Genomic DNA, 11820 nt, shown 5'->3' on the forward strand with positions numbered 1-11820 from the left:
GGCAGGGCCCCGCTTTCGTGTCAGCCCAGAGCTCGGGGCGTCACTGGAGCGGCCCCGTGACCTTCTCCGCCGCCGCGACCAGGTCTCCGCCGCGCACGAACGCGTCGGCCGCGGCGAGATCCGGTGCCAGGAACCGGTCGGGACCGGCACCCTGGACTCCGGCGGCCCGCACGGCGTCGATGACCGCCCGGGAGGCCGGGGCCGGGGCGAGGCCCTCGCGCAGTTCGATGGCGCGGGTGGCGGCGTACAGCTCGACGGCCAGGACCCGGGTGAGGTTGTCGACGGCCGTACGCAGCTTGCGGGCGGCCGACCAGCCCATGGAGACATGGTCCTCCTGCATGGCGGAGGAGGGGATGGAGTCGGCGGAGGCGGGAACGGCCAGCCGCTTCAACTCGCTCACCAGGGCGGCCTGGGTGTACTGGGCGATCATCAGCCCCGAGTCGACACCCGCGTCGTCGGCCAGGAACGGCGGCAGGCCGTGGCTGCGGTTCTTGTCCAGCAGCCGGTCGGTGCGCCGCTCGGCGATGGAGGCGAGGTCGGCGACGGCGATGGCGAGGAAGTCCAGCACGTAGGCCACGGGCGCCCCGTGGAAGTTGCCGTTGGACTCGACGCGGCCGTCGGGCAGGACGACCGGGTTGTCGACCGCCGAGGCGAGCTCCCGCTCGGCGACGAGGCGGGCGTGCGCCATGGTGTCCCGTCCGGCGCCGGCGACCTGCGGGGCGCACCGCACCGAGTAGGCGTCCTGGACGCGGGGCGCGTCGTCCTGGTGGTGGCCGGTCAGGGCCGAACCCTTCAGCACGGCCAGCATGTTGGCGGCGGAGGCGCCCTGCCCCGGGTGGGGGCGGATGGCGTGCAGTTCGGGCGCGAGCACCTTGTCGGTGCCGAGCAGCGCCTCCAGCGACAGGGCGGCGGTGACGTCGGCGGACTTGTAGAGGGTGTCGAGGTCGGCGAGGGCCATGACCAGCATGCCCAGCATGCCGTCGGTGCCGTTGAGAAGGGCGAGGCCCTCCTTCTCCCGCAGTTCGACGGGGGCGATGCCGTGCGCGGCGAGGAGTTCACCGGCGGGCCGCACGGTTCCGTCCGGTCCCTCGGCGTCGCCCTCGCCCATCAGCGCCAGGGCACAGTGGGACAGCGGGGCGAGGTCACCGGAGCATCCGAGGGAGCCGTACTCGTGGACGACCGGGGTGATCTGGGCGTTGAGGACGTCCGCCATGGTCTGCGCGACCTCGGGCCGCACGCCCGTGTGCCCGGAGCAGACGGTCTTCAGCCGCAGGAACATCAACGCCCGTACGACCTCCCGCTCCACGCGGGGGCCCATTCCGGCGGCGTGCGAGCGGACGATGTTGCGCTGCAGCCGACCGCGCAGCTCCTGGCTGATGTGCCGGGTCGCCAGGGCGCCGAAGCCGGTGGAGACGCCGTAGACGGGGTCCGGCTTGGCCGCCAGCGCGTCCACGATCTCGCGGGCCGCGGCGAGGGCCGCGAGCGCCTCCGACGACAGCTCGACGCGGGCACCGCCGCGTGCCACGGCGAGGACGTCGGACGTGGTGACCCCGGACGTCCCCACCACCACAGTGTGCATATCCATATTCAGGAGCGTACGCAGTGAAGACGAAGATGTCACTAGTGGGTGACCGGTACGACCCTTACAGCGGCCGACGACCGCGGAACCGCCGCCGTTCCACGGCACCCTCCCCGGAGGGCTCCGCGTCGGCGAGGCGCACGACCGGGTCGTCCGGCCCCTCCCGACCCGCCACCACGGGCTTGCCGGACCGCTCGGCCTTCGCCTGGTACTGGGCGGCGTCGGCGAGCCGGAACAACCGGCGGGCGGAACCCACCGCCCCGATGGGATCGTCCGTGGACGCCACCCCGCAGGCGACCCCCTCGCCCAGTTCCAACTCCGCCGCCCGCCGGCACAGTTCGTCCGCGGCCTTCACGACGTCGTCGGCCGGCGCCCCCACGACGAGCAGACAGAACTCGTCGCCGCCGAGACGCGCGGCGAGAGCGCCCGGCAGCATGGCCCCGCACAGCGACAGCACCGACCCGAACCGTTCCAGCAGCCGGTCGCCGACGGCGTGCCCCAGGGTGTCGTTGACACGCTTGAGCCCGTTGAGGTCGCACACGACGAGGCTGACGACGACGCCCTCGGTACGGTGCCGCTCGATCGCCTCCTCCAACTTCACGTCGACCGCACGGCGATTGGCGAGCCCGGTCAGCGCGTCGGTGAACGCCAGCCGCCGGGCCTCCTCCAGCCGCTCGCTCTGCCCGATGCCCGCGGCCACGACGGCGGCCAGCACGGTGGCGAAGTCGGCGTCGCCCCGGTCGAACACGGGGGAGCCGACGGAACGGGCCACGTACAGCTCCCCCCAGGCCCTCCCGTTCAGCACGATCGGGGCGACGACACAGCACCCCCGGCCGCGACGCCGCAGAGCGGCCACCCGCTGATGGCAGTACCCGGGATGGCCCGTGGCGAGGCCCTCGGCGGTCTCCACCCAGGCATTGGGCTCACCACCCGCTGCCCACCGCTCGTGCAGGAACTCGGTGATCTCCGGGAACTGGTGCACCGGATACGCCTCGTCACCCGGGAACTCCTCCTCCCCCTGAGCCCGGTCCCCGACGTTCACGAGCACCCGCAGCCGCCCCAGCTCCCGCTCCCACACCGACAGCGCGGCGAAACTCCCGGCCAGCGCCCGGCACGCGCCGAGCGCCGCCGCCCGCCAGGACTCACGCGGGGTGTGCGCCGCCGCCATCCCCTGCGCCAGAGCCACCACGCCCGCGAGCCGTCCGTCCTCACCCATCACTCCAGGCTAGGAGGTTTGGGGCGAACCGGTGCATTGTTACGGCGCTTGGAGTGACGGCGGGTCGGCGGGTCGGCGGGTCGGCGGGAAGACATGGGAGGCCCCACCGCCGGCGTCCCGCTCCCGGGCCCTACGCACGGGCCGGACCCACGGGCCGGACCCACGGGCACCGCCGCACGGGCACCGGACGCACGGGCACCGGACGCACGGCGGGCCCGAGGACGGCGGCACCAGAACGGTCGGCGGGGACGGCGGGCGAGGACCGCGGGGCGAGGACCGCGGGACGCGCACCCGAAGGGCGGTCGCACGCGGCACCGACCCCGCCGGGTGGCACGGGCGGGCCGCCGCCGGGAATCAGCAGCGGCCCCGGCCCTCGCCCCCTCACTCACCCGGCCACGCGGGCTTCCGCTTCTCGTTGAACGCGGCCACGCCCTCCGCCCGGTCCCCCGAGAAGGCGACCGACCGCCAGGCCGCGTCCTCGACCTCCAGTCCGGCCCGCAGGTCCAGCCCGTGCCCGACCCGCAGCGCCCGCTTGGCGGCCCGCAGCCCCACCGGCGAGTTCCCCGCCATCCGCTCCGCCAGGGCCAACGCCTCCTCCCGGTCGCGCCCCTCGTCCACCAGGACGTCGAGCAGCCCCAGCTCCCGGGCCTCGACGGCCTCGACGCGCCGCGCCGTGAAGATCAGCTCGGCCGCCCGGGCCGCCCCCACCCGGCGGGGCAGCAGCTGCGTACCGCCACCGCCCGGGATCACCCCGACCGACACCTCGGGCAGCCCCACCACGGCCGTGCGGTCGGCCACGATCACATCGCAGGACAACGCCAGCTCGAAGCCGCCCCCCAGCGCGAATCCGTGCACCGCCGCGATCGTCGGCACCGGCAACTCCAGCACCCCGGTGTACGCCCCGCGCGTCACCGGCCGCTGCCGCACCAGATCGGCGTCGCTGAAGGAGTTCCGCTCCTTCAGGTCCGCCCCGACGCAGAACGCCCGCTCATGCGTGGAGGTCAGCACCACCACCCGTACGCCCTTGTCGGCGCCCAGCGCCGCGCACGCTCCCGCGATCGAGCGGGCCATCTCCGTGGAGACGGCGTTCATGGCCTTGGGCCGGTCCAGGGCCAGCTCCGCGACATGTCCGCCGTCACCGTGCCGTCGCACCGACACGAAGTCCCCGTACCGCTCCTCAGCCTCAGCCATGACACCCTCCGGTTAACGCGGGTTAACAACACTCGCCCCGATCATCGCAGCCGTGCCACGCCGGGGGAAAGGGCCACCACGAGCGGTTCCCGGGTCGAGTCCCGAGACCTCGTTCGAGTGACATGGCACCCAACTGCCGTCGCACCGTCCTCGACAGCGCATAGCGTGCGCGACACCACGGCGCGTCGGGGGCGCGAGTGCGTTGGGAGGGGTCGGGATGGGCGTGACGAAGGAGACGGCGACGGAGACCGGGGCCGCCGACGAGGACGGGCGGAGCGCCCGTCTCTTCGGTCCTCGCGGTCGCCACCGCCGCCCCCGCCCGCGCAAGGTCCTGCTGGCCGCGGGCGGCCTCGCTCTGGCGGCCGGCGCGCTGAGCCTCGTACGCCTGACACCGGATTCCGAGGTCACCGCCCTGGGCACGGCGGACTCCGACCCCGCCCCGGCCTCCGGCACGGACAGCGACACGGACCGCTCGACGAACGCCGCCGCCACCGTGGCGACGACCCACCCGAAGCCGAGCCCGTCGGCGACCTCCGCCATGGGGGGTCTGGGCACCACACCGACGACCACCACGGTCGTCGTACCCAGGGCGGACCGCGCCGCGAAGCCGCCGCGCCACGCTTCCGGCCCGAGGACGCACGACGCCCCGCCGCAGGCCCCCGCGCCCCGCCCACCGGCCGGGACCTCCCACGCACCCGAGCCGTCCACCACACCACCGGCGAGTACGCCGCCCGGCCAGACCTCCCCGGAGCCTTCGCAGCCCGCGGCGGCCGAGCCGGCCGAGGACAGCTTCTGCGTCCCGGCCATCGGCCTGTGCGTGGACCCGCTCAGAAGCACCGACTGAGGCGCACGGAAGCCGACCGGCGGCGCCTCGCGCCAACCCGCTCACTCGCCCCCGGTGGACGCCCTCCGCGTCAGGAGCCACGGCTCGATGACCCCGAGCCCGCGAACCGGCCGCTGCCACATCGGCTGCAACGCGAACCGGTACACCGGCGGCTCCTCCCCCTCCTTCTCCGCGGCGGCAGCGGCTTCCGCCGCCTCCGCCTCCGACGCCGGCGCCTCACCCGTTCGGATGAGTTCCTCGGCGAACGCGCTGTCGACGAGAACGGCGTCGCGCGGAGCTATGGAGGTCAGCCGCGAGGCGAGGTTCACGGTCGTACCGAACACATCGCCCATGCGAGTGGTCACCGTGCCGAACGCGATGCCCACACGCAGCTCCGGCATCGTCTCGTCGTTCGCCATCGTCTCGATGAGCCGCAGCGCGATCTCCGCGGCGACCCCGGCGTCGTCGGCCGCGTACAGGACCTCGTCGCCCAGCGTCTTGATCAGTCGCCCGCCGCGCGCGGCCACCAGGTCGGCCGCCGTGGTCTCGAAGGCCTCGACGAGCTCGCCGAGCTCCTCCTCCTCCATCCGGCGGGTCAGCCGGGTGAAGCCGACCAGGTCGGCGAAGCCCACGGCCAGGCGCCGGTCGACCATCTCCTCGTCGTCAGCGGCCTGGATGACCCGGCCGGCCGAGGCGGCGAGCTGGCGGCGCCAGACGTAGACGAGGAACTCCTGCAGCTCCGGCAGGAGCAGCTCGATGATCGGGTACGTCACCTCGGTCCGCGTCATCCCCGGCTCGGGCGGCTCGGTCAGCCCCTCCAGGAACGAGTCGATCTGCCACTCCGCGAGCCGCGCGGTGGTCTGCCCGGTGGACCGGGCCACCTGCACGGCCATGGCCTCGCTGAGCAGGCCCGCCTCCACGAGACCGGCGAGGCGCCTGAGCGCCAGTACGTCGGCCTCGGTCAGCGCCTTGGCCTGCCCGATGTCGGCGAACCCCATGGCCCGCCAGAACCGGGACGCCAGCTCCATCGAGACGCCCGCGCTACGGGCCGCCTGAAACGGGGTGTAGCGCCGCTCGGCGCCGAGGATGAGCCCTTCGAGGCGCAGAGCGAGCGGATCCTCGCCGGGGTCGGCGGCGTCGGGGTCCACCCGGCCGTCCGCGCCCGTGCCGGAGCCCGTGTCGTCGACGGTCACGCCTGTGCCTTTCCGATCTGCCGCGGTCAGTAATCGACCGGCCTTCACTTTACGGCAGGTGTGTGCCACCTCACTCCGGAAGCCGGAGCAGAGGGCTCACACCGGCCGCAGGTGCACGATGTCCCCGGCACCCACCGGCTCCTGCACGCCTTCCCCGGTCGCCAGCACCAACCGTCCGTCCCCGTCGATGGCGACCGCCTCGCCGGTGACCGCCCGCTCGCCCGGCAACTCGGCCCGCACCACCTTGCCCAGGGTCGCGCAGCCGGCCGCGTACGCCTCCTGGAGCCCGCTCACCACCGGGTCCCCGGCCGCGGCCCGCCACCGCCCGTACCACTCCTCAAGGGACCGCAGCACACCTCGCAGCAGCGGGTCCCGGTCCGTGCTCACGGCTCCGGCGAGGGCCAGCGAGGCCGCCTGCGGCACGGGCAGCTCGTCGGCACGCAGGGTGACGTTGATGCCGACTCCCATGACCACACCGGCGTCCCCGGCCCGCTCGGCCAGGATCCCGCCGGCCTTGCGTTCCTCGCCGCCCACGGTCACCAGCAGGTCGTTGGGCCACTTGAGTGCCGTGTCCACGCCCGCCGCACGGGACAGCCCCGTCGCAACGGCCACCCCGGTCAGCAGCGGCAGCCAGCCCCAGCGGGGCACCGGCACCTCGGCGGGGTTCAGCAGCACGGAGAAGAACAGGCCCGAGCGGGGCGGTGCCGTCCAGGTGCGGTCCAGGCGCCCCTTGCCCGAGGTCTGCTCCTCGGCGACCAGGACGGCGCCCTCGGCCGCCTTGCCCTCGGTGGCCAGGGCCACCAGGTCGGTGTTGGTGGAGCCGGTGCGCTGCACCACGTCCACATCACGCCACAGCCCGCCCTCCCGCACGAGCCCGCGCCGCAGCGCGGCGGCGTTGAGCGGCGGACGGTCCAGGTCGGACCAGCGGCTGTCGTCTGATGCATCTCGCGGCGTCATGCAAGCCACCCTAGGTGTGTGAAACGCCGCACTGCTGATTCGTAGGGCCACCACTACTCTACGGATGAGTAACCGTCCCCCCTTTTGAGCAGGCAGGGAGCGCCATCCCGATGTCCGAGCCGGAAGAGCGTCACGAGATCCAAGAGACCCAAGGGATCGACATCCACACGACCGCGGGCAAGCTCGCGGATCTCCAGCGCCGTATCGAGGAAGCGACGCACGCCGGCTCCGCACGCGCCGTCGAAAAGCAGCACGCCAAGGGCAAGTTGACGGCCCGTGAGCGCATCGAGCTCCTCCTCGACGAGGGGTCCTTCGTCGAACTCGACGAGTTCGCCCGGCACCGCTCCACCAACTTCGGGCTGGAGAAGAACCGCCCGTACGGGGACGGCGTCGTCACCGGCTACGGCACGGTCGACGGCCGTCCCGTCGCCGTGTTCTCGCAGGACTTCACCGTCTTCGGCGGTGCGCTGGGCGAGGTCTACGGCCAGAAGATCGTCAAGGTCATGGACTTCGCGCTGAAGACCGGCTGCCCGGTCATCGGCATCAACGACTCCGGCGGCGCCCGCATCCAGGAGGGCGTGGCCTCCCTGGGCGCGTACGGCGAGATCTTCCGCCGCAACACGCACGCCTCCGGTGTCATCCCGCAGATCAGCCTGGTCGTCGGCCCGTGTGCGGGCGGTGCGGTGTACTCGCCCGCCATCACCGACTTCACGATCATGGTCGACCAGACCTCGCACATGTTCATCACCGGCCCGGACGTCATCAAGACGGTCACCGGAGAGGACGTCGGCTTCGAGGAGCTGGGCGGCGCCCGCACCCACAACTCGGCCTCCGGCGTGGCCCACCACATGGCCGGGGACGAGAAGGACGCCATCGAGTACGTCAAGCAGCTGCTGTCGTACCTGCCGTCAAACAACCTCTCCGAGCCCCCGGCGTTCCCGGAGGAGGCGGACCTCTCCTTCACCGACGAGGACCGCGAGCTGGACACCATCGTGCCGGACAGCGCGAACCAGCCGTACGACATGCACACGGTGATCGAACACGTCCTGGACGACGCCGAGTTCTTCGAGACGCAGCCGCTGTTCGCACCGAACATCCTCACCGGCTTCGGGCGGGTCGAGGGGCGTCCGGTGGGCATCGTCGCCAACCAGCCGATGCAGTTCGCCGGTTGCCTCGACATCCAGGCCAGTGAGAAGGCGGCCCGCTTCGTGCGGACCTGCGACGCCTTCAACGTCCCGGTCCTGACCTTCGTCGACGTCCCCGGCTTCCTGCCCGGCGTCGACCAGGAGCACGACGGCATCATCCGCCGCGGCGCCAAGCTGATCTACGCCTACGCCGAGGCGACCGTCCCGCTCATCACGGTCATCACCCGCAAGGCCTTCGGCGGCGCCTACGACGTCATGGGCTCCAAGCACCTCGGCGCCGACCTCAACCTCGCCTGGCCGACCGCCCAGATCGCCGTCATGGGCGCCCAGGGCGCGGTGAACATCCTGCACCGCCGCACCATCGCCGAGGCCGAGGCGAGCGGCGAGGACGTCGAGGCGGTGCGCGCCCGGCTGATCCAGGAGTACGAGGACACCCTCCTCAACCCCTACGTCGCGGCCGAGCGCGGCTACATCGACGCGGTGATCATGCCGTCCGACACCCGCCACCACGTCGTACGGGGCCTGCGTCAGCTGCGCACCAAGCGGGCATCCCTGCCTCCGAAGAAGCACGGCAACATCCCCCTCTAGGCGCGCTGGGAGCCGTCATGAACATCAAGGTCCTCCGGGGCAACCCGACACCCGAGGAGCTGGCCGCCGCACTGGCGGTGGTCCGCGCCCGCGCCGCGGCGGCGGCAGCCTCGCCGTCCGGCGCGCCGACCCCGAGCGACTCGTGGGCGGACCCGGCCCGCATCGCGTCGCAGCGGCTGCCGCAGCCGGGTCCGACGACATGGGCCCGCACGTACTGGCCCGGTTAGAGGATGTGCGCCACGACTTCGGCCATCACCTCGTATCCGGCATCGTTCGGATGCAGGTGGTCGCCGAAGTCGTACGACGGATGCAGGCGGTCGGGGTCCGCGGGATCGGCCAGTGCCCGGTTCAGGTCCACGACCGCGTCGTACTCCCCTGAGCGCCTGATCCACTCGTTCAGCTCGCGGCTCACCTCGGCGGCGTGCTCGCCCCAGTGGTCGGAGCCCCCCACCGGCAGCAGGGTGCCGCCGATGACCCTCAGCCCGGCTGCCCTGCCCTGGTCCAGCAACTCCCGGTGCCCGGCGACGAGTTCCTCAGCCTCCACCACCGGCGCCGGCTTGTAGGTCGGCTGCTCGTCCGTCTCGCTGAAGCCGATGTCGTTCAGACCGAGCAGGACCACGAGGGTGTCCACGCCGGGGCGGTCGAGTACGTCCCGGCGCAACCGGCCCACGCCCCTGTCGCCGTACCACGCGGAGTCGTTGAGCAGCAGGTTCCCGCCGATGCCCGCGTTGAGAACCGGTCGCCCGGTGCGCTCGGCGAGCGCGTCCGACCAGCGGCGGTTCGCGCCCGGTGTCGAGCCGAACCCGTCGGTGATCGAGTCGCCGAAGAGGGCGACGGCGTCCGTGCGGCCGGCGTCCACCTCCACCGCGGACAGGAAGTACCAGGACTCGGTCACGGCGTCGAAGCCCTCGCCTCCGGCGTCCGCCGACAGGTCGCCCTCGCCCCGGTAGGCGGTGGCGAACGCCTGGGCGTGGAAGGTCGCCGGACCAGTGGCGGCGTCGAAGTACAGGGTGACGGTCACCGACTCCCCGGCGGCGACGGCCATGGGGACCTCGTCGCTCACGAGCTCCCCGCGCGCGGGTATGCGCGCCTCCCCGGCACCCCCGAAGGTGAGCCGCGTGAGCGACCCCGGCTCGACGGCGGCCCCCGCGGCCGTACGCCCGACGCTCGCGCCCGCGACGCGCACGGGCGAGCCCCCGTACGCGTTCGACAGCCGCACCCTGACCCGGCCGCCTCCCGCCGACAGTCGGACGACCTGGCGCAGTGACTGGCGCCAGAAGCCCTCACGGGACCAGTTGGGTGTGAAGCCCTCGCTGGGCAGCTGCGGCGAGGCGATCCAGGAAGCGGTGTACACGGCACATCCTCCAAACGGAACTGAAGTCCCTTTAGTTAATGAGACGGTAGCACCGTTTAGTGGAAAGTTGAGTACGCGTACTCAGGCGCGGCCATGGACACCCGGCCGACGATGGAAGGCATGCTGTGGTCCGACCCCGAGAACGAGCCGCCCAAGGAACTGCGTGACATGCAGGAGATGTTGCGGCGGCTGGGCGTTCTCATGGCGCTGGCCATGGTGCTCACGATGATCGTGCTCGGGCTGAGGTGAGCCGGGCCGGGCACGCCGTTACGCTGACCGCATGACTGATCAGCCCCGCCGCCGACTCGTCCTGGCCTCCCAGTCCCCCGCCCGGCTCAACCTGCTCCGGCAGGCCGGCCTGGAACCCGAGGTCATCGTCAGCGGAGTCGACGAGGACGCCGTCAGCGCGCCGACCCCCGCCGAACTGGCCCTGGCCCTGGCCGAGGCGAAGGCCTCCGTCGTGGCCGCGAAGCCCGAGGTCAAGGGTGCGATCGTGATCGGCTGCGACTCGGTCCTGGACCTGGACGGACACGCCCTGGGCAAGCCGGCCGACGCCGAGGAGGCCACGGCGCGCTGGAAGTCGATGCGCGGCCGGGCGGGCACGCTGCAGACCGGCCACTGCGTCTACGACACCGCGACCGGCCGGTACGCCTCCGCCACCGCCTCCACGGTCGTCCGCTTCGGCGAGCCGACGGACGAGGAGATCGCGGCCTACGTCGCCTCCGGCGAACCGCTCTACGTCGCCGGCGCCTTCACCCTCGACGGCCGCTCGGCCCCGTTCATCGACGGCATCGACGGCGACCACGGCAACGTGATCGGCATCAGCCTGCCGCTGGTGCGGCGGCTGCTGGGGCAACTGGGCGTCGGCATCACGGAGTTGTGGGCGCCGGCGGAGGACTGACCGGAGAGCCGTCGGAGGCCTCGGGGGCGATCGGGGCGTCGTACGTCATCAGCAGCAGCACGATGAGGGCGAGCACGACGACCATGAACACGAACGCGGCCCAGCCCACCAGCCCCCAGGTGACCGCGCCCAGCACCCCGTGCACCACGGCCGCGCTGACCAGCAGGATCCGGCCGAGTCCGGCCGGGGCGCGGTTCCGCACGGCCACGAGCAGGGCGACCACGGCGCACAGGGCGAAGTAGGCGCCGAAGACCAGGCCGCCGACCTTCGAGGACAGCGACATCACGTCCGGGTCCAGCCCGGCCAGGGACATGTCCTGCCGGTCGACGGCGACCCCGAGGAACCACTGCAGGGCCGCGACACCGAACGCCTCGGCGAACAGCACGACCGCCACCACCCACGCCACCGGCCTGCGCACCACCGACCCCCACCCACTTCCGAGCGTTCTGTTACCCCAAGTACGTTCGAGACATCCCGAACGCTACTAACGGGTAAACCCACGGACAAGGGTTAGGTCGACGGCAAAGAATCATTGGGCCATTCGTAGGGATTCCACAAAGAAACAGAGTGGCCCGCAGCACGTGATGACAGAGACCTTGACCACAGCGGAGGGCTAGGGTTTCCCGGGAGAGACCTGCGTGCCGAGGCGCGACATGGGATTTCACAGGTCGAGCCAGCCTGGAATCACGCTCCGTGTGGGCAAGCTCACCACCGGGGACGGGTCGATGTGGCGTGTCGGCAGTCCCTAAACTCGGCTTGTTTCAAGGAGGGAGCCTCAATCGTGCGCAAGGTGCTCATCGCCAACCGTGGCGAAATCGCTGTCCGCGTGGCCCGGGCCTGCCGGGACGCCGGGATCGCGAGCGTGGCCGTCTA

General features: G+C 72.4%; 13 protein-coding genes. 6 read left to right on the forward strand and 7 right to left on the reverse strand.

Features of this window, described 5'->3' with window-relative positions:
* Positions 1 to 40: 40 nt before the first annotated feature.
* The 3 genes from hutH to ACFYNL_RS15700 form a co-directional block, all read right to left on the reverse strand.
* Positions 41 to 1579 carry a histidine ammonia-lyase gene (hutH, locus tag ACFYNL_RS15690; RefSeq protein ID WP_388802756.1) on the reverse strand — a complete coding sequence of 513 codons (1539 nt, stop codon included), beginning with the start codon at positions 1577 to 1579 and terminating at the stop codon, positions 41 to 43.
* Positions 1580 to 1643: 64 nt separating this feature from the next.
* Positions 1644 to 2795, reverse strand: coding sequence for a diguanylate cyclase domain-containing protein (locus tag ACFYNL_RS15695; protein WP_388802616.1), 1152 nt, complete (start codon positions 2793 to 2795; stop codon positions 1644 to 1646).
* A gap of 381 nt (positions 2796 to 3176) precedes the next feature.
* Complete coding sequence (locus tag ACFYNL_RS15700) at positions 3177 to 3986, reverse strand: enoyl-CoA hydratase/isomerase family protein (RefSeq protein WP_388802619.1); 810 nt, start codon at positions 3984 to 3986, stop codon at positions 3177 to 3179.
* 223 nt (positions 3987 to 4209) lie between these two features.
* Here ACFYNL_RS15700 and ACFYNL_RS15705 point away from each other — a divergent pair, with 223 nt between their 5' ends.
* On the forward strand, positions 4210 to 4830 hold the full coding sequence (locus ACFYNL_RS15705; RefSeq protein ID WP_388802622.1) for a hypothetical protein: 621 nt from the start codon (positions 4210 to 4212) through the stop codon (positions 4828 to 4830).
* A gap of 41 nt (positions 4831 to 4871) precedes the next feature.
* On the opposite strand, the gene ACFYNL_RS15710 is transcribed toward ACFYNL_RS15705, so the two are convergent.
* Positions 4872 to 6002: an adenylate/guanylate cyclase domain-containing protein gene (locus ACFYNL_RS15710; RefSeq protein WP_388802625.1), complete on the reverse strand. Its 1131-nt coding sequence runs from the start codon at positions 6000 to 6002 to the stop codon at positions 4872 to 4874.
* Between the two features lie 96 nt (positions 6003 to 6098).
* Complete coding sequence (locus tag ACFYNL_RS15715; RefSeq protein ID WP_388802628.1) at positions 6099 to 6959, reverse strand: biotin--[acetyl-CoA-carboxylase] ligase; 861 nt, start codon at positions 6957 to 6959, stop codon at positions 6099 to 6101.
* Positions 6960 to 7069: 110 nt separating this feature from the next.
* Between ACFYNL_RS15715 and ACFYNL_RS15720 the strand changes: the two genes are divergently transcribed.
* Together ACFYNL_RS15720 and ACFYNL_RS15725 are read left to right on the forward strand one after the other, a co-directional pair.
* Positions 7070 to 8692 (forward strand): acyl-CoA carboxylase subunit beta, encoded by a 1623-nt coding sequence (locus tag ACFYNL_RS15720; protein ID WP_388802631.1) that lies wholly within the window; start codon positions 7070 to 7072, stop codon positions 8690 to 8692.
* 17 nt (positions 8693 to 8709) lie between these two features.
* Positions 8710 to 8919, forward strand: a complete 210-nt coding sequence (locus tag ACFYNL_RS15725) for an acyl-CoA carboxylase epsilon subunit (protein ID WP_388802634.1) — start codon at positions 8710 to 8712, stop codon at positions 8917 to 8919.
* Here ACFYNL_RS15725 and ACFYNL_RS15730 read toward each other — a convergent pair.
* Positions 8916 to 10046 carry an SGNH/GDSL hydrolase family protein gene (locus ACFYNL_RS15730; protein ID WP_388802637.1) on the reverse strand — a complete coding sequence of 377 codons (1131 nt, stop codon included), beginning with the start codon at positions 10044 to 10046 and terminating at the stop codon, positions 8916 to 8918. The two genes, ACFYNL_RS15725 and ACFYNL_RS15730, sit on opposite strands and share 4 nt — an antisense overlap.
* Positions 10047 to 10166: 120 nt before the next feature.
* Here ACFYNL_RS15730 and mmpB point away from each other — a divergent pair, with 120 nt between their 5' ends.
* Positions 10167 to 10295, forward strand: a complete 129-nt coding sequence (mmpB, locus tag ACFYNL_RS15735) for a morphogenic membrane protein MmpB (protein WP_093747104.1) — start codon at positions 10167 to 10169, stop codon at positions 10293 to 10295.
* Between the two features lie 31 nt (positions 10296 to 10326).
* A complete protein-coding gene (locus tag ACFYNL_RS15740; RefSeq protein ID WP_388802640.1) occupies positions 10327 to 10947 on the forward strand; it encodes a Maf family protein in 621 nt (206 codons plus the stop codon).
* On the opposite strand, the gene ACFYNL_RS15745 is transcribed toward ACFYNL_RS15740, so the two are convergent.
* A complete protein-coding gene (locus ACFYNL_RS15745) occupies positions 10916 to 11368 on the reverse strand; it encodes a hypothetical protein (RefSeq protein WP_388802643.1) in 453 nt (150 codons plus the stop codon). The two genes, ACFYNL_RS15740 and ACFYNL_RS15745, sit on opposite strands and share 32 nt — an antisense overlap.
* 360 nt (positions 11369 to 11728) lie before the next feature.
* On the opposite strand from ACFYNL_RS15745, the gene ACFYNL_RS15750 reads away from it, so the two are divergent.
* On the forward strand, positions 11729 to 11820 hold a 92-nt coding region (locus tag ACFYNL_RS15750), incomplete at its 3' end, for a biotin carboxylase N-terminal domain-containing protein (protein WP_308427085.1).

The organism is Streptomyces sp. NPDC007808 (assembly GCF_042868655.1).
Classification (GTDB): Bacteria; Actinomycetota; Actinomycetes; order Streptomycetales; family Streptomycetaceae; genus Streptomyces.

Bases quoted from the DNA above. Each gene is read 5' to 3' on its own strand.
- hutH (WP_388802756.1), bottom strand. From the start codon at position 1,579: ATGCACACTGTGGTGGTGGGGACGTCCGGGGTCACCACGTCCGACGTC.
- ACFYNL_RS15715 (WP_388802628.1), bottom strand. From the start codon at position 6,959: ATGACGCCGCGAGATGCATCAGACGACAGCCGCTGGTCCGACCTGGAC.
- mmpB (WP_093747104.1), top strand. From the start codon at position 10,167: ATGCTGTGGTCCGACCCCGAGAACGAGCCGCCCAAGGAACTGCGTGAC.
- ACFYNL_RS15720 (WP_388802631.1), top strand. From the start codon at position 7,070: ATGTCCGAGCCGGAAGAGCGTCACGAGATCCAAGAGACCCAAGGGATC.
- ACFYNL_RS15695 (WP_388802616.1), bottom strand. From the start codon at position 2,795: ATGGGTGAGGACGGACGGCTCGCGGGCGTGGTGGCTCTGGCGCAGGGG.
- ACFYNL_RS15700 (WP_388802619.1), bottom strand. From the start codon at position 3,986: ATGGCTGAGGCTGAGGAGCGGTACGGGGACTTCGTGTCGGTGCGACGG.
- ACFYNL_RS15740 (WP_388802640.1), top strand. From the start codon at position 10,327: ATGACTGATCAGCCCCGCCGCCGACTCGTCCTGGCCTCCCAGTCCCCC.
- ACFYNL_RS15725 (WP_388802634.1), top strand. From the start codon at position 8,710: ATGAACATCAAGGTCCTCCGGGGCAACCCGACACCCGAGGAGCTGGCC.